Annotated in this window: 21 protein-coding genes and 1 pseudogene; 12 read left to right on the top strand and 10 right to left on the bottom strand. The window is 72.4% G+C overall.

Features of this window, described 5'->3' with window-relative positions; genetic code table 11:
- Positions 1–140: 140 nt before the first annotated feature.
- Together ACYVM4_RS05125 and ACYVM4_RS05120 are read right to left on the bottom strand one after the other, a co-directional pair.
- A complete protein-coding gene (locus ACYVM4_RS05125) occupies positions 141–410 on the bottom strand; it encodes a hypothetical protein (RefSeq protein WP_460667846.1) in 270 nt (89 codons plus the stop codon).
- Positions 411–685: 275 nt separating this feature from the next.
- A complete protein-coding gene (locus tag ACYVM4_RS05120) occupies positions 686–922 on the bottom strand; it encodes a hypothetical protein (RefSeq protein WP_460667845.1) in 237 nt (78 codons plus the stop codon).
- Positions 923–1,391: 469 nt separating this feature from the next.
- Here ACYVM4_RS05120 and ACYVM4_RS05115 point away from each other — a divergent pair, with 469 nt between their 5' ends.
- The 4 genes from ACYVM4_RS05115 to ACYVM4_RS05100 all read left to right on the top strand — a co-directional run bounded on the left by ACYVM4_RS05115 (position 1,392) and on the right by ACYVM4_RS05100 (position 3,989).
- Positions 1,392–2,342 (top strand): AraC family transcriptional regulator, encoded by a 951-nt coding sequence (locus ACYVM4_RS05115; RefSeq protein WP_460667844.1) that lies wholly within the window; start codon positions 1,392–1,394, stop codon positions 2,340–2,342.
- A gap of 246 nt (positions 2,343–2,588) precedes the next feature.
- Positions 2,589–3,017, top strand: coding sequence for a DUF1801 domain-containing protein (locus ACYVM4_RS05110; RefSeq protein WP_460667843.1), 429 nt, complete (start codon positions 2,589–2,591; stop codon positions 3,015–3,017).
- A 138-nt stretch (positions 3,018–3,155) separates the two neighbouring features.
- Complete coding sequence (locus ACYVM4_RS05105; RefSeq protein ID WP_368822763.1) at positions 3,156–3,593, top strand: YybH family protein; 438 nt, start codon at positions 3,156–3,158, stop codon at positions 3,591–3,593.
- A gap of 69 nt (positions 3,594–3,662) precedes the next feature.
- Positions 3,663–3,989 (top strand): GYD domain-containing protein, encoded by a 327-nt coding sequence (locus ACYVM4_RS05100; protein ID WP_368822764.1) that lies wholly within the window; start codon positions 3,663–3,665, stop codon positions 3,987–3,989.
- Here the strand turns inward: ACYVM4_RS05100 and tatA are convergent.
- Together tatA and ACYVM4_RS05090 are read right to left on the bottom strand one after the other, a co-directional pair.
- Positions 3,964–4,176, bottom strand: coding sequence for a twin-arginine translocase TatA/TatE family subunit (gene tatA / locus ACYVM4_RS05095; protein WP_460667842.1), 213 nt, complete (start codon positions 4,174–4,176; stop codon positions 3,964–3,966). The two genes, ACYVM4_RS05100 and tatA, sit on opposite strands and share 26 nt — an antisense overlap.
- Before the next feature lie 35 nt (positions 4,177–4,211).
- Positions 4,212–5,183 (bottom strand): intradiol ring-cleavage dioxygenase, encoded by a 972-nt coding sequence (locus ACYVM4_RS05090; RefSeq protein WP_460667841.1) that lies wholly within the window; start codon positions 5,181–5,183, stop codon positions 4,212–4,214.
- Positions 5,184–5,471: 288 nt separating this feature from the next.
- On the opposite strand from ACYVM4_RS05090, the gene ACYVM4_RS05085 reads away from it, so the two are divergent.
- The gene (locus tag ACYVM4_RS05085; protein ID WP_460667840.1) at positions 5,472–5,975 is read left to right on the top strand and encodes an SRPBCC family protein; all 504 of its coding nucleotides are present in this window, start codon (positions 5,472–5,474) and stop codon (positions 5,973–5,975) included.
- 149 nt (positions 5,976–6,124) lie between these two features.
- Here ACYVM4_RS05085 and ACYVM4_RS05080 read toward each other — a convergent pair whose 3' ends face one another.
- Entirely contained in the window at positions 6,125–8,116 is a 1,992-nt protein-coding gene (locus tag ACYVM4_RS05080; protein WP_460667839.1) for a glycoside hydrolase family 15 protein, read from the bottom strand.
- Positions 8,117–8,176: 60 nt separating this feature from the next.
- On the opposite strand from ACYVM4_RS05080, the gene ACYVM4_RS05075 reads away from it, so the two are divergent.
- Complete coding sequence (locus tag ACYVM4_RS05075; protein WP_460667838.1) at positions 8,177–9,580, top strand: glucose-6-phosphate dehydrogenase; 1,404 nt, start codon at positions 8,177–8,179, stop codon at positions 9,578–9,580.
- Here the strand turns inward: ACYVM4_RS05075 and ACYVM4_RS05070 are convergent.
- Complete coding sequence (locus ACYVM4_RS05070) at positions 9,571–10,017, bottom strand: hypothetical protein (protein ID WP_368822769.1); 447 nt, start codon at positions 10,015–10,017, stop codon at positions 9,571–9,573. The two genes, ACYVM4_RS05075 and ACYVM4_RS05070, sit on opposite strands and share 10 nt — an antisense overlap.
- Positions 10,018–10,350: 333 nt before the next feature.
- On the opposite strand from ACYVM4_RS05070, the gene ACYVM4_RS05065 reads away from it, so the two are divergent.
- Complete coding sequence (locus ACYVM4_RS05065) at positions 10,351–10,995, top strand: NAD(P)-dependent oxidoreductase (protein ID WP_368822770.1); 645 nt, start codon at positions 10,351–10,353, stop codon at positions 10,993–10,995.
- Between the two features lie 12 nt (positions 10,996–11,007).
- Here ACYVM4_RS05065 and ACYVM4_RS05060 read toward each other — a convergent pair whose 3' ends face one another.
- From ACYVM4_RS05060 to ACYVM4_RS05050, 3 genes are all read right to left on the bottom strand, one after another.
- Positions 11,008–12,036 carry an FAD-dependent oxidoreductase gene (locus ACYVM4_RS05060; protein ID WP_460667837.1) on the bottom strand — a complete coding sequence of 343 codons (1,029 nt, stop codon included), beginning with the start codon at positions 12,034–12,036 and terminating at the stop codon, positions 11,008–11,010.
- A 101-nt stretch (positions 12,037–12,137) separates the two neighbouring features.
- The gene (locus tag ACYVM4_RS05055; protein WP_460667836.1) at positions 12,138–12,752 is read right to left on the bottom strand and encodes a hypothetical protein; all 615 of its coding nucleotides are present in this window, start codon (positions 12,750–12,752) and stop codon (positions 12,138–12,140) included.
- A gap of 190 nt (positions 12,753–12,942) precedes the next feature.
- Positions 12,943–13,812: a class I SAM-dependent methyltransferase gene (locus ACYVM4_RS05050; RefSeq protein WP_368822773.1), complete on the bottom strand. Its 870-nt coding sequence runs from the start codon at positions 13,810–13,812 to the stop codon at positions 12,943–12,945.
- Positions 13,813–13,981: 169 nt separating this feature from the next.
- Here ACYVM4_RS05050 and ACYVM4_RS05045 point away from each other — a divergent pair, with 169 nt between their 5' ends.
- The 4 genes from ACYVM4_RS05045 (at position 13,982) to ACYVM4_RS05030 (ending at position 17,422) form a co-directional block, all read left to right on the top strand.
- On the top strand, positions 13,982–15,217 hold the full coding sequence (locus ACYVM4_RS05045; RefSeq protein ID WP_460667835.1) for a sensor histidine kinase: 1,236 nt from the start codon (positions 13,982–13,984) through the stop codon (positions 15,215–15,217).
- On the top strand, positions 15,214–15,873 hold the full coding sequence (locus ACYVM4_RS05040; protein WP_460667834.1) for a response regulator: 660 nt from the start codon (positions 15,214–15,216) through the stop codon (positions 15,871–15,873). The genes ACYVM4_RS05045 and ACYVM4_RS05040 overlap by 4 nt, the downstream gene beginning before the upstream one ends.
- Before the next feature lie 15 nt (positions 15,874–15,888).
- Positions 15,889–16,749, top strand: coding sequence for a phosphotransferase family protein (locus ACYVM4_RS05035; protein ID WP_460667833.1), 861 nt, complete (start codon positions 15,889–15,891; stop codon positions 16,747–16,749).
- An 82-nt stretch (positions 16,750–16,831) separates the two neighbouring features.
- On the top strand, positions 16,832–17,422 hold the full coding sequence (locus ACYVM4_RS05030) for a dihydrofolate reductase family protein (RefSeq protein ID WP_368822777.1): 591 nt from the start codon (positions 16,832–16,834) through the stop codon (positions 17,420–17,422).
- Positions 17,423–17,697: 275 nt separating this feature from the next.
- Here ACYVM4_RS05030 and ACYVM4_RS05025 read toward each other — a convergent pair.
- Positions 17,698–18,333: pseudogene (locus ACYVM4_RS05025) on the bottom strand (NAD(P)H-binding protein); the annotation flags it as partial.
- Between ACYVM4_RS05025 and ACYVM4_RS05020 the strand changes: the two are divergent.
- Entirely contained in the window at positions 18,332–18,922 is a 591-nt protein-coding gene (locus ACYVM4_RS05020) for a GNAT family N-acetyltransferase (RefSeq protein ID WP_368822778.1), read from the top strand. The pseudogene ACYVM4_RS05025 and the gene ACYVM4_RS05020 sit on opposite strands and share 2 nt — an antisense overlap.
- Positions 18,923–19,059 lie beyond the last annotated feature (137 nt).

The raw sequence follows: 19,059 nt of genomic DNA, 5'->3' as shown, positions 1-19,059 counted from the left end.
TTCTGAAGGAGACGAACGGCCACCTCAATCACCGCACCGACAATCGGCGTCGATCAGCCCGGTGCGGCACTCCTCGAAGTGGTGCCACCCCATTTCCTGCGGAGACCTCGGCTCGGCAGCAGATCGAGGATCCCTGGGTATCAGGGGGTCCAGCCGAGGACCGCTTCCCCGAATGTCATGACGCCGAACCACGTCACGACGGCCACGACGGGGACCAGCAGCACCAGGTAGGACCGGCGCTCCACCAGCCGCACCCCGACGTACGTGAGGAGCAGCCACCACACGCCCAGGAGCACGATGGCCCACAGCGGAGCCATCAGACCGCTGGCCATGTAGAAGTACCCGGCCACCAGCTGGGCCAGGGCCGCGATCACCACGGCCACCACGAACAACGGCGTCGTCGTCCTCATGCACACACTGTGCGCTCCAGTGCCAGGCACCGGCAAGGGGCTTCACATTCCCCGCCAGGCCGCCGGCACCTGACGAGGTGGGGACCGGAGTCCGAGGACGGCCCACGGTAGCAACGCACGCAGGCTGAAGGGGCTACACGGGCCCGCGCTGCTACGCGCCGGGCGGGGAGTTCTTCAAGCCCTGCTGAGCGCGAAGGTGGAGGCAGGTTCCTTCATCGCCGGCACCGCTCAGGTGCATGACCCTGCGTTCTCTGCTCAGTGCGCAACCCGCGACGTCAGCAGCACCGGCACGTATCACCCCAGCGGTCATAGGCGGCGCGCGCCAAATGCCACTGGACATTGCGGTCCCGGTCCCGGGCGACCAGCGCCACGTAGGTGGTGGCGGCGACGGCGGCCAGTAGTGCCCAACCAGCGGTCGACCGCCGGGACTCGGGCGGGGCCTTGATGCCCAGCACCATGCCGAGCAGGACGGCCAGCACATGGAGGGGGCGGGCTTCGGGAATGATTTCCACGGGAGTGCTCCTGACGTGGGGAAATGGTCGGTGGAATCAGCATCGTCCCACGTCAGAAGCCTGTTTTCGGGCCACAGGGACCCCTCGGGCGCCCCCTCTTGCGCGGACAGGCTGGGCGGCGGCAGCATCCCCCGACGTTCCGGCGCCAGACCAGCAGGCGGTGCTCTGAGGGGCGGTGCGGAGTCCGCGTACACCGGCCCGGCAGCCCTCGTCCGGCGGGGAGGGCCACCGGATCGGTGCGCCCAGACCACTGGAGCCGGAGGGACGGCCCGGTTTCGCCGACCGAGACCCGTTGGTGGTTGCCGGTCGGAGGAGCCGGGGAGGATCATAGGACCCAGCACGGCTCCACCCCGTTGCACCTCGATGTCGAGGGTACTGACATGGCCATCCACGCGCTCCCGTCCTGCCGGGACACCCGGCCGATCTCCACCGTCCCCGGCGCGGAACCCGGGCCCGGGGGGTGGATCCGGTGAATGAGGCCTTCCACCTCGAACTGGCGGCCGACGACCCGGAGGCCGTGATGCTGTTGTTCGACACCATCGGGGCGCGCTTCTCCTTCCAGCCCTCCGAGCGTGGCCTGTCCTACCGGGAAGAGAGGGCCGGGGACGAGGAGGTGTCCCTGGCACGGGTGGAAGTGGAAGGGTCCTACTCCTCGTGGGGGGACACCCAGATGTTCAGCGTCATCCAGCGCACCGCAGGCCAGTGCGACTGGTCCACCCGCACCGAGTCCGGGACCGGCCTCGGCGCCCCGGTGCTGATCACCCCGTCCAGCCCGACCCTGTTCGTGGTGGACTCCCTGCGGGCCAGCAACGTCTACCTCACCACGGACCTGGTGCAGGACATTGCCGAGACCATCTACGGGACCGAGAACACCCCGGTGGCGTTCGCCTCCGCCCACCCGCTCACCCCCCGGCTGGGCCAGTACTGGTCCTCCCTGACCCTCCTGGCTCAGGAACTCGTGGACTCCGGGGCCTTCTTCGACGCTCCCCTGGTCCGCGCCGGCCTCACCCGGCACCTGGCCGTGGCTCTGCTCGAGTGCTTCCCCTTGGTCGGGGACCAGGAGCTGCGCGCGCTGTCCATGGCCGCCCAGACGCGCCGCTACCGCATCGCCAAACAGTTCATCGACGACCACGCCCACCAGCCGATCACCGTCGACGACGCCGCCCGGGCGGCGAACACCCCCACTCCCACCTTGACCCAGGCCTTCCGCGCCAACCACCCGCACCGGCTCAGCCCCACCGAGTACCTGGCCCAGGCACGGCTGGCCGGAGCCCACGCCGAGCTCCTGAACGCCGATCCCACCACGGGGGAGACCGTCGCCGGAATCGCCGCCCGGTGGGGCTTCGGCCACACCGGGCGCTTCACGTCCCACTACCGCGCCACCTACGGTGTGCCACCCAGCACCACCCTGTACCGCTGACGCCGGGCAGGTGCCGCACCGGCCGGTTGCTCGACCACGCCGGGGTGTCCCCACCGGCCGCGCAGCGCGCCGTCGAGCAGCTCCTGACGGCCGGCGCCGTCGTCGTCCAGGAGCCGAGAAGAAGCCGAACGGTGATGGTGCAGGGCCTGGCCCGGTGTGCGCACAAGCTCCGCGCCGCCGTGTCGGACGGGCCGAGGACGCTGGTGCCTGAGACGATCGTCTCCCAGCGAGTCCGAGGAGCCCACCGTGGAGAAGACAGGTCAGCCGGTCGAGGAGTACCTTGCCGGCGTCACGCCGAAGAGGCGGCGGGAGGGCGCCGAGCGGCTCGTTCCGTGGTTCGCACGGATCACCGGGCAGCCGGCAGAGATGTGGGGCACCATCGTGGGCTTCGGCCAGTACCACTACCAGTACGCGAGCGGGCACGAGGGCGACGCCCCCGCGGCCGGCTTCGCCGCCCGGAAAGCTGCGACGACGATCTACGTGTACGACGGCGTCGACGCCCACCAGGAGAACCTGGCGCGCCTGGGCCCCCACACCACCGGGGTGGGCTGCATCTACATCAAGGACCTCGACGCGGTGGACCTGACCGTACTCGAGGAGATCGTGGCCGCGTCCTACGCCAAGCTCGGCGACGGCCCGTGGACCGCTCGCGCCCGCGACGGCGCCCCGGACTGAACGGGCGCCGCCGCTGACACGGAGGCGACATGAGTCACGGGCCGGCGACGATCCGGCCGATTCCCTTGGGTCGGTCCTTGCCGGGGCCTACGGTCAGCACCACCGTGATCGAGAATCCCGGGCACCCAGGAGGACACCATGATCCCCGCAGAGCTGACCCAGGCCATGGAGGCTGACCACCAGGCACTCAATGCCCTGGTGCGCGGCGATCCGGAACCGAAGCTCGAGATGTTCTCCCGGGCCGAGGACGTCACCCTGGCCAATCCGCTGGGTCCACCGGTGCGCGGCTTCGACCACGTCGTCGCGGCCACACGACGGGCCGTGGCTCAGCTGCGGGAGGGCGAGACCGTGCGTTTCGAGCGCATCTCCCAGGTCGTCACCGCGGACCTCGCCTATGTCGTGGAGATCGAACGCTCCCGGGCCAAGCTCGGCGGAACCGAGGAGCTGATCCCCTTCGCACTGCGGGCCACCACCGTCTTCCGCCGCGAGGAGGACGGCGTGTGGCGGATCTGCCACCGCCACGCCGACCCCATCACCACGCCCCGACCCATCGAGTCCCTCGCCGAGCAGGACTGAACCGGGGACGGACGGGACCTCGACGGGACGCCCAGGAGGACGCCCCTCAGGACATGAAAGGACGAGACGATGCCGCTCTACCTGTCGAAATTCAGCTACACGCCGGAGACCTGGGCCCGGCTGATCACCCACCCGGAGGACCGCCGCAAAGCCGCCCAGGACTACATCGAATCGGTCGGCGGTAAGCTGCACGGCTTCTGGTACGCCTTCGGCGAGCACGACGGCTACAACCTCTGGGAGGCACCCGACAACGTGTCCATGGCCGCGGTGGCCCTGGCCATCAGCGGGGGCGGCGCCCTGAGCTCCTTGGAGACCACGGTGCTCATGAGCGTCGAGGACACGCTGGAGGCCCTGCACCAGGCCGAGCAGATCAGGTACCGGCCTCCCGGGACCTGACCGGATCGGCGGCACCGGGCTCGCCGGTGGGATCGTCCTGCTTCAGCTCCGCGACCTCGGACTTGAAGATGCGCAGGGACTGGCCGAGGCTGCGGGCCATGCCCGGCAGTCTCGGGGCGCCGAAGAGCAGCAGCACCACGAGCAGGATGAGCAACAACGACATCGGGCTGTCGACGAGTCTGGCCATCGGGAACTCCTTTCCGGTTCAGGTGGTCGGCCGTCTCAGCTGGCCGGGGGTGCCGGCGGGGTGCCGCCCTCGCCTCCAGGGGGCGCTCCGGCCATGCCGCCGCCGGTGGGCGTGGTGGTCGTGTCCACACCGGCGGTCAGGGTGACGGTGTAGCCCCGGGAGACACTGCCGGTGACGGCACCCAGCTGGCTCGCCCCGCCGTCGTCGCCGAAGACGTTGTCGGTGCCCAGGGTGAGCTGGGCGAGGTTGGCCACAGAGGCTTCGTAGCCGGTGGTCGTGTAGACGGCGTCGCAGGCGTTCTTGGGCAGGGCGACCTGCGAGGTGGCGATCGCCGTGGTGGAGTCGGTGATGGACGCCTGGTCCGGGTAGACCTCGAAGTGGATGTGCGGCCAGCGCCCGGTGTAGCAGGCCGGGAAGATGCTGGTGAAGCGCACCTTCCCGTCGTCGTCGGCGATCTGCACCCCGCGCAGGTAGTTCTGGTCGGTGACGCCCTCCGAGTACATGGAGTAGCGGCCTTCGCGGTCGCAGTGCCAGACGTAGACGGCCACCCCCGCGAACGGCACCCCGCCGCCGGCGAGATCGGCGATGGTCAGCTCCAGCGTCATGGGCACGCCCTCGGCGGTCCCGCCGGAGTCCCCGAAGCTGGGGCGGAGGTCGCTGCGCACGATCCCGCTCTGCTCGAGCACGTCGGGACCGTTGGAGCCGTCCCCGGGGTAGGGGCCGGCGGTCTCGTCCGGGATCTCGTCGACCGCCAGGGCCGTGGCCGAGGGCGACGGTGACGTGGAGGCCGACGACGACGCGCTCGTGCCGGCACCGCCCGCCCCCGTTCCGCAGGCCGCGAGTCCGAAGGCCGAGGCGCCGAGGCCGAAGACCGTCAGCACCTTCCGCCGGTTCATCAGGGTGCCGATGTCGAAGCCCAGCCCCTGGTCGACCACCTCCTCCTCGGGCCGCGGCAGCCGGCGGCCCTCGTAGCTGTGCGCCGTCTCGTGCGGGGTGTTGCGGTCCATGGATCCTCCATCGGTGCGGTGGTTGTCGGCCCCACGCTAGGAACGGGTGCTGTGTCCCGGCTGAGCCGGATCTGGCACGCGCTTGTGCCAATTCATGGGGTCGACTCGTGCCTGTGGAGCGCAGCCCCCGGGTCGGTCGGGGGCGACGACACGCAACCGCCCCGAGCAACGATCCGGTCTCGCCCCGAGGGCTCAGCAGGGCGAGGTCCTACCGTGGAAGCACCCGGCCCGTCGGGCACCCGAGGTGCCCGGGGCCCGCGCTACTCGGACACCGCACGGAGGACCACCATGCAGACCCTGGGCCGCGCCGAGGACTCCATCCACGTCGAGGCACCGCCTCAGGTGGTCTACGACCTCGTCGCCGACGTCACCCGCACCCCCGAGTACAGTCCCGAGGTCGACGAGGTCGTCTGGCTCGACGACGGCGGGCCCCGCGTCGGAGCGCGCTTCCGGGCCCGCAACCGGGTGCCGGCTGACTCCAGGTTCTCGTGGCACAACAGGCCGCTCGTCATGGCCGCCGAGCCCGGGCGGGAGTTCGCGTTCGCCCGCACCGAGGCCTTCGCCGGGACCATCGTGTGGCGCTACCGGTTCGAGCCCGAGGGCAGCGGCACCCGGGTGACGGAGTCCTACGAGGTCGCCCGCCCGGTCGGGCGCATCGGCTGGTTCATCATCGGCACCCTGGGCCGGGACCCGGAGCGGATGACCACGATGCGCGAGGGGCTGCACGAGAGCCTGCAGCGGCTCAAGCGCGTCGCCGAGGCCGACGCCGCGTCGTCGCCCCCCGCACCCTGACGGAGCCGTGGAACCGGCACTCAGGAGGACGGAGGCGCATCCTGGCGCGCTGCCTCTGGGCGCCGGGTGAGCAGCTCGCGCAGTCCGATGATCTCCGCGCGCAGATCCGCGACGTCGGCGGCGGTGGCCGCCCGGGTCCTGCAGACCCCTCACACCAAGGAACCCGGCGGAAGCGGGTGGGACGAGCCCGCGTCGTCGCCGGCACCCTCGGCGCCACGGCGCCGGTCACCTACGGACAGCCGCTGCTTCCCGGTGGCTTCCGCGACGGCGTCAGCGGCGCGGATGAAGCCGAGGTGGCTGAACGCCTGGGGGAAGTTCCCGGCCAGCCGGCCGCTCGCCGGGTCGTACTCCTCGCTGTAGAGGCCCAGGTCGGTGGCGCAGCCGGTCAGCTGCTCCAGGAGCGCCCCGGCGTCCTCGACCCGGCCGCTGCGCGCGTACTGCTTCACCAGCCAGAAGGAGCAGATCAGGAACGGGTACTCGGCACCCGGCAGGCCGTCGAGGCCGGTGGCGGTGCGGTAGCGGTGCAACAAGCCCGAGGCGTCCAGCAGGTCCTGCTCGATCCGGGCCACGGTGCCCAGCATCCGCGGGTCGTCGTAGGCGATGAAACCGGTGTGCGGCAGCTGCAGCAGAGACGCGTCGACCTCGGAGGTGGAGTACGTCTGGGTGAAGGAGTTCAGCTCCTCGTCGAACCCGTGCTCCAGGACCTCCTTCCGCAACCGGTCCCGAAGGCCCTTCCAGCGCTCCGCCGGGCCGTCCAGACCGTGGTCCTCGACGGCGCGCACGCCCTGGTCGAAGGCCGCCCACATCATGACCCGCCCGTGGACGAAAGAGGTCGGCTCCCCGCGCATCTCCCAGATGCCGTGGCCCCGCCGGTCGAAGTTGTCCTCGCAGAACCGCAGCAGGTTCTTCTGCAGCCCCCAGGAGTACTCGTCCTCGGCCACCCCGGCGTCGCGCAGGGCGGCCAGGGCGAGCATGACCTCCCCGACGACATCGGCCTGGTACTGCTCCGCGGCACCGTTGCCGATCCGCACCGGGGCCGAGCCCTCGTAGCCGGCGAGGTGGCTCAGTTCGGTCTCGGGCAGCTGCCGCTCTCCCGCGATCCCGTACATGATCTGCAGGTCCTCCGGGTCCCCGGCCACGGCCCGCAGCAACCAGTTGCGCCAGTGCAGCGCGCCGTCGGTGAAGTCGTGGGCGATGAGGGTCTCGATGGTCAGGGCCGCATCACGCAGCCAGGTGTAGCGATAGTCCCAGTTGCGCACGCCGCCGAACTCCTCGGGCAGGGAGGTGGTGGGCGCGGCCACGATCCCGCCGGTGGCCTGGTGCGTCAGGGCTCGCAGCACCATCAGGGAGCGCAGCACCAGCTCGTCGTGACGGTCGCCGACCGCCACCCGCCGGGACCAGTCCTGCCAGTAGGCCACCGTCCGCTCCAGGGCCTGCTGGGGGTCCACCGGGGTGGGCGGGTACCGGTGGGACCTGTGCCAGGTGAGCACCCAGTTCAGGGACTGACCGGCTGTCAGGTGGAAGACCCCGGTGAGCCGGTCGGAGACTGCGCCCTGGTAGTCGTCGGGGTGGCCTTGCCGGGAGGCCTGGTGGCGGTGCTCCATGCCCGCCTGGGGCTCGACCTGCTGGGCTTCGTGGGGGTGCAGCAGGGGCCCGGCCAGCAGCAGGGCGTTGGGCCCGGCGACCGACAGCAGCCCGTCCCGGGCGGTCCCGCGCAGGTCCACCCGCCGGGTCCAGGGCTTGGAGCGGTTGTAGTCGAAGCGGATCCGCAGGTCGTGCTCGACGGCCACCGCGCCCCGGGTGCACGTCACCTGGCGCACCAGATCCGCCTGTCCGTCACTGGGCGGCATGAAATCGGTGACCACAGCGGTGCCGGTCGAGGTGCTCCAGGTGGTCTCGAGCACGAAGGTGCGCGGCAGGTACCGGCGGGAGACCACCGTCCCGTCCACGGCGAACAGCCGCCAACGGCCGTCCTCCGGGTCCCCGAGCAGAGCCGCGAAGACGGACGGGGAGTCGAAACGCGGAAAGCACAGCCAGTCGATGCTGCCGTCGCGGGACACCAGGGGGCCGGTGCGCAGATCGGAGAGCAGCGCGTAGTCCTCCAGCGGAGTGGAGAGGCCCCCGGTCCGGTCGTCGCTCATGCGCCCATTCAATCAGCGGCCACCGCCCACGCCCAGGGCCGGCGGGGGTAGCGTGCTGTCATGGACAACACCGGTACGGAGAACATCGGGAGCCTGGTCGTTCTCGGCGCCACCGGGGACCTCACCTCCCGGCTGCTGCTGCCCGGTCTGGGCCGGTTGCTCACCGAGCAGCCCGAGCGCCGGATCAGCCTGATCGGCGCCGACCTCGCCCCGCGCGACAGCCGGCAGTGGGCCGAGACCGTCCGAACGGCCTTCGACAGCGTCGAGGCCACCGGGCCCGCTGTGGAGCACGTCCTGGGCCACGCTGATTATCTGGTCACCGATGTCTCGTCGGCCGAGGACCTTCAGCAGGTGCTGGCCTCAGCCGAGGGCATCCCGGCCTTGTACTTCGCCCTGCCCCCGGCGGTGACGGCCAAGGCCATCGAGGCCCTGCACCAGGTGGCCCTGCCGGAAGGCACCGTGCTGGCCCTGGAAAAGCCCTTCGGTGTGGACCGTGCCAGTGCCGCTGCGCTCAACCGGCAACTGACCTCCTTGGTGGATGAGGACCAGGTCTTCAGGGTGGATCACTTCCTGGGCAAGTCCACGGTGCTCAACGTCCTGGGGCTGCGCTTCGCCAACTACTTGTTCGAACCGCTGTTCAACCGCGACCACGTCGCGAAGGTCGAGATCGTCTACGACGAGGTCCTGGGGCTGGAGAACCGGGCCGGCTACTACGACCGGGCCGGGGCGATGGTCGACATGATCCAGTCCCACCTGCTGCAGGTCATGGCCCTGGTCACCATGGACGCCCCACAGTCGGTGCACGCCACCGATCTGCGCGCGGCCAAGACCGAGGCGTTGCGCGCCGTGCGTCCCTTCGCCGGGGACCCGGTGGCGGCCGGCCGGCGCGCCCGCTACACCGCCGGCACCGTCGGGGACCGCCGTCTTCCCTCCTACGTCGACGAGCACGGGGTGGATACGCAGCGGGGCACCGAGACCCTGGCCGAGCTCACCCTGGAGTCGACCACCTGGCGGTGGTCGGGAGTGCCGTTCACCCTGCGCTCCGGCAAGGCCCTGAGGGCGGCCCGGCGGGAGATCGCCATCACCTTCCGCGAGGTCCCGCACCTGCCCGTGGGCCTGGACGGGCACCTCGAGCCGACGGTGCTGCGCATCTGCTTGGGTCCCGACGCCATGGTGCTGGAGCTCAACGTCAACGGCCCCGGCGACCCCTTCGTCCTGGATCGCGGACGGCTCACCGCCGACTTCGGCGCCGGTAGGTTGAACCCCTACGGAGAGGTCCTGCACGGGATCCTGGACCGGGACCCCTCACTGTCCCTCTCCGGCGAGGCCGCCGAGCACGCCTGGGGCATCATCGACCAGATCCGCGCCGCCTGGCAGACCGGAGAGGTTCCCTTGGAGGAGTACCCGGCAGGATCCACCGGCCCCGCTCGCTGGGCCTCCGCCGGAACGACCCCTCAGCCCTGAGGGGCGCTCAGGTTCTTGAGGTGTTCGGCCTTGAGCTTGCGGTAGTGGGGCATGAGGTCGGCCGGGGTGTAGGTGGCGGTGGCGGTCACCGGTGTCCCGGGGTGGCCGTGCTCGGCGAGAATCCGGAGCAGCGCGGCCTCGTGCTGGGCGAGGACCGTCTGGTTGAAGTAGCCGTGGTGCAGCAGGGCAGCGATCCCACCGGCATAGGCCCAGGTCGGGGAACCTTCGTCCATCGGCGCACGGGGGTCGTTCCAGTCGGCGGGTCCACCGGTGGAGGCCAGTTCGGAGGCCAGGACGTTCTCGAGCACCTCGTCGTGGAAGGACAGGGAGAGCTCGGCGACCTCGTCGACGATCTCGAACCGGTCCACGCGCACCCCGGCCGGGGGCGGGGTCTGCACCAGGTCCTTGACGGCTTGCAGGATCTCGGGGGTGGTCATCGTCGTCTCGCTTCCTGGAAGTGGGGGAACGCCCAGTCGATGCGTTGTCATCAGCGTACTGGCTACCCGGGAGTCACAATCTGGCCGCCCTGTCCCCAAAAGAGTCCACGTCCCGCGACACCTTCGAGGCCAGGAGGACACTGCGCCGGCCCGGTCCCACTCCTGGCGAGACGGCGCCTCAGCGTTCCGGGCACCCGGCCCTGTCCTTGCTCCCCACGGGCCTGCACCGCCCCGTCCGCGGATGTCACACGCGCTCCATGGCATTTCATTTGGAAACCGGGTGATCTACGGTGCGGGAAACACGTCCGTGCAACTGCATCCGTTGGGGGACAGATGAAGGTCACCGTGTTCGGGGCTGTCAGTGCCATCGGCCAGGAGCTCGTCGAGGATCTGCTGTTCCGCGGCTACGAGGTCGTCGCTTTCGTGGCCGACCCCTCGGAGGCGCCGGCCTCCTGGGGGCCGGCCGTGCAGGTGGTCACCGGGCAGATCACCGACCCCGCCGCCGTTGACGCCGCGCTGGAGGGCTCGGGGGCGGTGATCAACACCTTGGATCCGCGCCTGCGGCCCCGTTCCCGCCGGCCGATCCTGGTCGAGGGCACCGGCCACATCGTGGCCGGCATGCACCATCACGGGATCCGCCGCTACATCGGCCACGGCACCCCGGTGGTCAGCCTGTGCCCCAGGGAGAGGCCCACCACCCGCATCAAGGTCCACCGCTACCTGGCCCGCCACCTCGATCCGCACGCCTACCGGCAGATGGCAGGGATGCTGCAGGTGGTCGCCGGCTCCGGACTGGACTGGACGATCGTGCGGTTCATGCACGCCACCGGAGGAAGCGCCCGGGGGCTGAAGTACGTGGGGTTCTTCGGTCCCGGGGCGGTGGGTTCCTCGGCCACCGCCGCCGACATCGCCCGGTTCACCGCCACCCAGGTCCTGGAGACCGCCTACATCCGCGACGCCCCGGCCGTCAGCAACTGAATCCTGTCCGAGCTAGCTCAGGCGTCCCGCAGCGGCGACGACGACGTTGCGCACGGGCAGCCAGTGACGAGCTGTGCTCACGCTGTTCGCCAGGCGGGCCAGGCGCACCGTGCGGGTGGTCGGCCGGCGCCGTGCGACGTCGTACCGGCGGAGGGCGCCGGGCACGTCGGATCCCCCGGTCAGCGCGTCGACGAGGGCCGTGGCGTCGATGAGGGCCTCGCAGGCGCCCCGCCCGAGATTGGGCGCCATGCCGTGGGCGGCGTCGCCGAGGAGCACGGTGCGCCCCTGGACGTAGGACGGCAGCGGGGGGACGTCGATCAGCGTGCGCCGGTCGATCGGGTTGTCCCCGAGGGCGTCCAGGACGCGCCGCACGTCCGGGTGCCAGTCGCCGTAGAGCCGGCGGAGGGTCTCGGGGTCGTCGCACCCGGCCCCCGCGGAGTCGAGCACGTCGGCGCGGACGCTGGCGAACCAGTTGGTGCGCTCGGCGTCGTGCGGGGTGATCCCGAAGAGCCGTGCCGGCCCCCAGGTCTCCGTGACCCCGTCCGCCGGTCCCGGGACGGTGCCGCGGAGGGCGACGGTGCCCAGCGGCCGCGGGGCGACGCCGAAGAGCGCGGCGCGGACGGGGCTGTGGACGCCGTCCGCGGCGACGACGACGTCTGCCGCGGCCAGGGCGCCGTGATCTGTCACCGGAGCGTTCCACGCGACGACGTCCGGGGGCAGGCCCTCGGCCAGCGCCGCCAGGAGTGCGGGCCGGGGGACCAGCCGGCCGGAGCGCCCGGGGCCGACGCGGGCGATCTCGGTGCCGTCCGGCCGGAGGAGCCGTGCTCCCCGCTGCTCGACGGAGGCGGCCCGCACCCGCTCCCCCATCCCCAGCTGGTCCAGGGCCCGCATCGCCTCGGGCCACATGCCCAGTGCTGTGCCGGTGCCCGGCAGGCCCGGCGAGCGCTCGAGCACCTGGACGGACCAGCCCGCCTTGAGCAAACCGCGGGCGGTGGCCAGGCCGGCGATGCCGGCCCCGACGACGACGGCTGATCCGCGCACGGCGCCTCCTGGAGTCGGTGGTTCCCCGCCCGGACGCGTGCCGGGCCGGGAGACCTTGCGGGCAGGACGATGGGTGTCCTCGGACGTCCCGCTCCCAGTGTCTACGATCGGGCCGCCGCTGTCCGGGGAGGGCGCTCACCGGCGGCACCGAGGGCGAGGAGCCAGTGCCGGTGGGCCTGCACGAAGGCGGTGAAGGCGGCCACGGCCGCGACCGTGTTGAAGACCATCCGGGAGCGGCCGTGCCAGGTCACGAACTCGTCGGCGACCTGGCGCAGGTGCTCGGCGGAGTGCACGGCCGGGCCCTCGACGAACATGATCTCGTTGCGCGGCCAGAAGTACAGCATCGAGACCACCCCCTCCGCCACGAACATGGCCAGGCTCAGCAGCACCCACCAGCGCACCGTGGGCATCCGCCGGCACAGTGCCAGCGACGCCGCCCCCAGCACCCAGCTCGCGAAGCCCAGGGGCGGGAAGAAGTCGGAGGGGCCGCTGACGGCGAGGAACTCCATCCCCAGCTCCAGGGACGCCGGCGGGTCGGCGAAGACGTTGGGGTAGACCATGAAGGTCTCCAGCACGATGGCGCCGAACAGGGTCATCGTGACCCACAGGTAGGCCGTCAGGACCGGGAGGGCCAGGCGATGTGGGAGGTGCGTGGCGCGCTGTGTGCGCGATCCACCGGCGGGCCGGGCCGCCGGCGATTCGTGGGTGTTCTTCATGCCGTCGACGCTACGGAGCGGCGCCCTGCCCCGGGATCGGGCAAGAGGCGTCTGTCCGGTCGCCGGAGCAGGACGGTTCCGATCGCCCGGCGGCGACCCTGCCGGTCGCCCGGAGCGGACGGCCGCTCACGAGCACCCCGGGCGGAGTGCCGTTGCGGCTCCGGCGGCGCGTCCGCCCGGGCCGCGATGCTTATCGCCTGCCCTGCGGTTCGGGGCGCCGGGCGACCCAGACGGTCCGACTCGCCCGAAAGATCAGGTCCTGGCGGTGCAGCAGGGCGCCGGGGTGGTCCGGGGTCAGGAGGTGGTCCAGGACGGCGAGGTCGTCCGCGGCCAGCCGATCCTGGAGGGCCGGGCGCATGTGGGACAGCCAGGCCTGGGCGTACCGAGCGGTGGCCGACGGCTCCTGGGGCGCGGCGGTGCTGACGGTGTGCGGGCCGTGGACCTCGAACCCGGTCCGCTCCAGCAGGGGCCGCCAGTCCGGGTGGGCGTTCCACCCGGCGTCGGCCAGGGCCTGGTGGCACCGGGGCTCCAGCCCGGGGCGGCCGATCCCGAGGTCGTCGGGCAGGAAGCGGGGCAGGCCGTCCATCTCGACGACCACCAGCAGCCCACCGGGCCGCAGACCGGCACGGGCGTTCTCCAGCAGCGCGCCGGGGTCGGCGACCTCGTGCAGGAACGAGGAGGCCCACACCAGGTCCGCCGCACCGACCGCAGGCCAGGCGGCATCCAGGTCCGCGTGCACCGCACTCACCCGGCCGTCCAGTCCCTGGTCGCGGGCCGCGGCCCGCAGGCGGTCGAGCATCGCCGGGGACCGGTCGACCGCCACCACCTTCGCGGCCGGAAAACGCCGGGCCAGCGCGAGGGCGCCGACGCCCGTGCCGGCCCCCAGGTCGACGATCCGCTCCGGGCTGCCCACGGCGTCCTGGGTGGCCCACGTGGTCACTTCCTCCCAGGAGGCGCCGGACATCGCGGCGTCCAGGTCCAGCAGCTGCGCCAGATCCTCCTCGTGCAGGTGTCCGTGGGTGTGCTCGAGGGAGGGGCCGTGGTGTGCGTGCTCGTTCATGAGCCTCACCGTAGCCCGACAATGTCACCAAGGCATGCGGTCTTGCTTGCAGAGCAAGAACACGTCAGCGAGCACTGCGAGGAGTCGGACCTCCGGGTCGCCCGGGCATGACCCCGGCAGTCGCCACAGTACGGACCCCGGTGGCGGGCGGTCTGGCTACCCTGGAAGCATGCCCAGCACCGTGGCGGCCCGCCCCGTGCGCCGGACGGCCGAGGGGACCGACCCCCGGCTGGTCGACGCCGTGCTGGCCGCCGCGACGGCCGTGCTCGTGGCCGTCGTCGCCGCCGCGGACCTGGAGGGCACCGGCCGCGCCGGTGCCCTCGCCTATCTCTTCGCGGCCGGCTTCGGAGCCCTGCTTCTGGCCCGGCGGCACGCGCCCCGGCTGGTGCTGGTGCTGACCGTGCTCGGCATCTTCGTCTACTACGTCTTCCAGCTGCCGCCGATCGGCATCGCCCTGCCGGCCGTGGCCGCCCTGTTCTCCGCCGCCGAGACGGACCGCACCCGAGCGGCGGTCGCCGCCGGGGCGGTGCTGGTGTCCGTGGCCGCCTACTTCCGCGTGGACGAGGGCCTGCCGACCACCTACCTCGTCAGCTACGACCTGCTCACGGACGTCGCCCTGGTCGCGGCGGCCGTCGCGCTAGGGGTGAGCGTGCGATCCCGGCGGGAGCTCCGCGCCCACGAGGAGCGGCTGCGCGCGCTCGCCACCGCCGAGGAGCGCCACGAGGCCGCCCGCCGCCTGCAGGACGAGAAGGCCGGCATCGCCCGGGACCTGCACGACACCATCGGGCACACGATGTCGGTGATCGCCGTGCACAGCAGCGTGGCCGCCGAGGCCGTCGGGCACGACGACGAGGCCGCGGCCCGGGCGCTCGAGCAGATCCGCGCGGCGGCCTCCGCCACGCTGCGAGAGCTGCGGAGCACCGTGAAGCTGCTCCGCTCCCCCGGCGCCGACCCGGCGGAGCGCAGCAGCATCGGCCTCGCCGGAATCCCGCAGCTGATCGCCGCGGCCCAGCACGCCGGCGTGGAGGTGACGGCACGGATCGACGTGCACCCGCACGAGCTGGACACCACCATCGACGCGGCCGCCCACCGGATCGTCCAGGAGTCCCTCACCAACGTCCTGCGCCACTCCGGCGCCCAGCACGCCGTGGTGGAGGCCCGGCTGCGGAACGGGACGCTGGAGCTGCGGATCGCCGACGACGGGCGCGGCGCACCCACCGGCGCATCTCCCGGCGCAGCCGCTGGTGCGGCGCCCGGTGCGGCACACGGCGCCGAGGGCGGCGGCCGCGGCCTGCAGGGCATGGCCGAGCGCGCCTGCCTGCTCGGCGGCACGCTCACCGCCGGCACCCGGGACGGCGGCGGCTTCGAGGTCCGCGCCACGCTGCCGAGGAGGCTGGGGTCGTGATCGACGTCGTCGTCGTCGACGACCAGGAACTGGTGCGCACCGGGCTCCGGGCCCTGGCCGAGCGGGACGGGGACATCGCCGTGGTCGGGGAGGCCGCCACCGGCCGGAGCGGGCTGTCCCGGGTGCGCGAGCTGCACCCGGACGTGGTGCTCATGGACATCCGGATGCCCGAGCTGGACGGCCTCGAGGCCACCCGCCGGATCGTGGCCGACCCGGCGCTGCACGACGTCCGGGTGCTGGTGCTGACCACCTTCGACGAGGACGAGCACGTCTTCGAGGCGATCCGCGCGGGGGCCGCCGGCTACCTGCTCAAGGACGTCTCCCCCGCCGACCTCCGCCGGGCGATCCGCGTGGTCGCCGCCGGGGAGGCCCTGCTTTCGCCGTCAGTGACCCGCACCGTGCTCGGCTCCATCGCGGCGCGGCCGGAGACCGTGCTCGACGACGCCCCGCTGCGGGCGCTGAGCGACCGCGAGCGCGAGGTGCTCGAGCAGGTGGGGCGGGGGCTGTCCAACGACGAGATCGCCCAGGCACTGTTCCTCTCCCCCGCCACCGCGCGCACCTACGTGTCCCGGCTGCTGGCCAAGCTCGGCGCCCGCGACCGGTCGCAGCTGGTGGTGCTCGCCTACGAGACCGGGCTGATCACCCCGGGCCGCTGAGAACGGAGGACCGGAATGGACGAGCTGGAGCGGATCGCCGCGGCCTTCCCCGACCTGACGTGGTCGGAGGCGCGGCGGATCACCGAGGGCTGGGACCACGTCGTCGTCGTCCTGGACGACGCCCTGGTGTTCCGCTTCCCGCAGGAGGCGCCGTACACGGAGGCGCTCGCACGGGAGGTGGAGGTCCTGGACCACCTGGCCCCGCGGCTGCCCGTGCGGATCCCGCGTTACGACCGCGTGGCGCCCGACGGCTCGTTCGCCGGGTACCCGCTCGTGACGGGCCGGACGCTCGAACCGCAGGTGCCGGCCTCCCTGGACGGGACGGCGCGCGACGCGCTCGTGGACCAGCTGGCCGGCTTCCTCTCGGCCCTGCACACCGCGCCCGTCCCCGGCACGCCGCTGGAGCAGGTGCCGGCGTCCTTCCTGGCCGAGGACCAGGACGACGTCCGCAGCGCGGCCGCCGCGCACCTGCCCGGGGTGCTGACCCCGGCCGAACTCAGGGAGGTGGACCGGATCCTCGCCGAGGTCGACGCGCTCCTCGCCGCAAAGCTGCCCGAGGTGGTCGTCCACAACGACGTCTACAGCCGCCACTTGCTCTGGGACGACGACGCCGCCCGGCTCGGCGTCATCGACTTCAGCGACATGTGCATCGGGGACCCGGCCGTGGACTTCGCGGAGCTGTACGAGTACGGCGAGGCCTTCGTCCGCGCGGTGCACGAGCGCTACACCGGGCCGGACGACCCCGGACTCCTCCACCGGGCGTGGACCTACCAGCGCTGGATCGCGGTGTACATGCTCACCGACCACTTCGACGTCGGCAAGACCTCGTGGGGAGTCGCCCGGGAGACCTTCGACCGCGTCCGGCGCGGTCGCTGACCCGGGCGCCGGCACCGGCACCGGGCCGTCGTCGTCCGACTCCCCCATGACGTCGACGGGCGTGCCAGCCGACAATGGGAGCATGCGACGACTGACCTACTTCATCGGCGTCTCCATCGACGGCAGGATCGCCGGTCCGCACGACGAGACCGACTTCTTCCCGCTCTCGGAGGCCTACGGCGCCTGGCTGGGCGAGGAGTTCCCCGAGACCCTCCCGACCCACGTCCGCGCCCACCTCGGCATCGACGACGCACCCCACCGGCACTTCGACACCGTGGTCATGGGCCGGCGCACCTACGAACCGGCCCTGGCCATCGGCGTGGTCAGTCCGTACGCGCACCTGCGCCAGTACGTCGTGTCGACCACGCAGCAGGGGCTCACCCCGGAGGTGACGGTCGTGCGCGAGGACCCGGCCGGGCTCGTGCGCTCCCTCAAGGCCGAGGACTCGCCGTTCGACGTCTGTCTGATCGGCGGAGCGTCCCTGGCCGGCGCGGTGCTCCCGGAGATCGACCGGGTGGTCACCAAGCTCTATCCGGTGGTCGCCGGTGCGGGGCGACCGGCCTTCGAGGCCGGGGAGTTCTCGCCCGCCCGGTTCGATCTGACGGACGTCAGCACGTTCGACGGCGGCCACGTGGTCCTGACCTGGGACCGCCGGCGGGACCCGGTCCCCTGATCCGGTGCGGCGCGGCAGCGGGGTCCCGACACCGGCGGGGTCCCGGGCGGCTCAGGCCGCGAGCGCGGGCCGGAGCACGGCGTGGACCCAGGCGCCCAGCGGTGTGGGCGTCGTGCTGACGAGATCCCGCAGGTTCTCCGGGGTGAAGCCCCGCTGCCCCCGGGACATCCCAGCACCCCCTCGGCCTGCGCGTCCGTGAAGCCGATCGAGCGCAGGGCCGCAGCCACCTCGGTCTCCGGCACCTGGACGGCGGTGAGCGGGCGCCCGACCGCCGCCCCCACGATCCGAGCGACCTCGGCGAAGGAGAGGTCCTCGGGTCCGTGCACGCCCCGGGTGTGCCGGCCGGTCCAGTCGGTGGCCAGGAGCCGGACAGCGGCGACGTCCCCGATGTCCCGGGGGTCCACCCAGGGCATCCGGTGGTCGACCGGCAGGGTGGTGCTCAGCACTCCGGACCGCACCGCCTCGAGGTCCAGCAGCAGGTTCGTGAAGAAGTAACCGCAGCGCAGGTGGGTGACGTGCGCACCCGTGGCGTCGAACAGCTCCTCCGTGCGGGCCAGGCCGTCGATCTCCCCGAAACCGTGGCGGGCCTCGGCCCCGACGCTGCTCTGGAAGACCACCCGTGGCACGGCGTTCTCGGTCACCGCCGCAGCGGCGACCTCCCCCGTCCGGGCGTGGCCGACGACGGGGTCGTCGTCGTCCGTCGGTGGGTTCACCCAGTACAGGGCGTCGGCCCCGGCGGTCGCCCCGGCCACGGCGGTGAGGTCGCCCTGGTCCCCCTCGACCACCTCGCAGCGGGCCCGCAGGTCCGGGGCCGGCCGGGACGCGCGGAGGTTCGGCCCCGCCGGAGGGTGGTCCGTGCGGCGGGTTCTCCCTAGGGTGAGAGGCACCGCCCAGCACCGAGGAACCACCATGACTTCCACCGCGTTCACGATCCGACCGGCGACGAGCGAGAGGTTCGACGACGTCGCCACCATCCTGGGCCCCCGGAACCCCGACTCGGCGGTCTGCTGGTGCCTCACCTACCGGCTCCCGTCCAAGCAGAACCGCGCGCTGAGCGGCCGGGAACGGGCGCAGACCGCCCGGGAGCTGTGCGCCCGGCCGATCCCGCCGGGCATCCTCGCCTACGACGACGAGACGGTGGTCGGCTGGTGCGGCGTCGCCCCGCGGGCCGAGCTGCACGCCTTCACCCACGGGAGGACGATCCCCCACGTCGACGACCTCCCGGTCTGGAGCGTGTGGTGCTTCCGGGTGCGCGGCGGCCACCGGGGCCGGGGCGTGGCCCAGGCGCTGCTCGAGGGCGCGGTGGAGCACGCCCGCGGCCACGGCGCACCGGCCGTCGAGGGCTACCCCGTGGACAACGGGGACCGGAAGGTCGACACCACGATGGCCTACGTCGGCACCCGCGCCATGTTCGAGCGCGCCGGCTTCACCAAGGCCGCCGACACCACCTCGACGCTCAACAGGTTCCCGCGCGTCCTCATGCGACTGCCGCTGCGCTGACCTTCCGCCGCCGGATCACCACAGGAGACGGCATGGCCCGGGCGCCACCGTGGTCACTGCTGAGGGTTGGGCGTGAAGGTGTGGCCCAGGGCGGTGGAGACCTCGGCGAAGATGCGCGTGGCCGGCGAGAGACAGGG

It is taken from the genome of Kocuria himachalensis, from assembly GCF_054784195.1.
This window is presented reverse-complemented; position numbering and strand designations above follow the sequence as displayed.

Bases quoted from the DNA above. Each gene is read 5' to 3' on its own strand.
- ACYVM4_RS05125 (WP_460667846.1), bottom strand. From the start codon at position 410: ATGAGGACGACGACGCCGTTGTTCGTGGTGGCCGTGGTGATCGCGGCC.
- ACYVM4_RS05105 (WP_368822763.1), top strand. From the start codon at position 3,156: ATGATCCCCGCAGAGCTGACCCAGGCCATGGAGGCTGACCACCAGGCA.
- ACYVM4_RS05100 (WP_368822764.1), top strand. From the start codon at position 3,663: ATGCCGCTCTACCTGTCGAAATTCAGCTACACGCCGGAGACCTGGGCC.
- tatA (WP_460667842.1), bottom strand. From the start codon at position 4,176: ATGGCCAGACTCGTCGACAGCCCGATGTCGTTGTTGCTCATCCTGCTC.
- ACYVM4_RS05090 (WP_460667841.1), bottom strand. From the start codon at position 5,183: ATGGACCGCAACACCCCGCACGAGACGGCGCACAGCTACGAGGGCCGC.
- ACYVM4_RS05085 (WP_460667840.1), top strand. From the start codon at position 5,472: ATGCAGACCCTGGGCCGCGCCGAGGACTCCATCCACGTCGAGGCACCG.
- ACYVM4_RS05080 (WP_460667839.1), bottom strand. From the start codon at position 8,116: ATGAGCGACGACCGGACCGGGGGCCTCTCCACTCCGCTGGAGGACTAC.
- ACYVM4_RS05075 (WP_460667838.1), top strand. From the start codon at position 8,177: ATGGACAACACCGGTACGGAGAACATCGGGAGCCTGGTCGTTCTCGGC.
- ACYVM4_RS05070 (WP_368822769.1), bottom strand. From the start codon at position 10,017: ATGACCACCCCCGAGATCCTGCAAGCCGTCAAGGACCTGGTGCAGACC.
- ACYVM4_RS05065 (WP_368822770.1), top strand. From the start codon at position 10,351: ATGAAGGTCACCGTGTTCGGGGCTGTCAGTGCCATCGGCCAGGAGCTC.
- ACYVM4_RS05055 (WP_460667836.1), bottom strand. From the start codon at position 12,752: ATGAAGAACACCCACGAATCGCCGGCGGCCCGGCCCGCCGGTGGATCG.
- ACYVM4_RS05050 (WP_368822773.1), bottom strand. From the start codon at position 13,812: ATGAACGAGCACGCACACCACGGCCCCTCCCTCGAGCACACCCACGGA.
- ACYVM4_RS05045 (WP_460667835.1), top strand. From the start codon at position 13,982: ATGCCCAGCACCGTGGCGGCCCGCCCCGTGCGCCGGACGGCCGAGGGG.
- ACYVM4_RS05035 (WP_460667833.1), top strand. From the start codon at position 15,889: ATGGACGAGCTGGAGCGGATCGCCGCGGCCTTCCCCGACCTGACGTGG.
- ACYVM4_RS05030 (WP_368822777.1), top strand. From the start codon at position 16,832: ATGCGACGACTGACCTACTTCATCGGCGTCTCCATCGACGGCAGGATC.
- ACYVM4_RS05020 (WP_368822778.1), top strand. From the start codon at position 18,332: ATGACTTCCACCGCGTTCACGATCCGACCGGCGACGAGCGAGAGGTTC.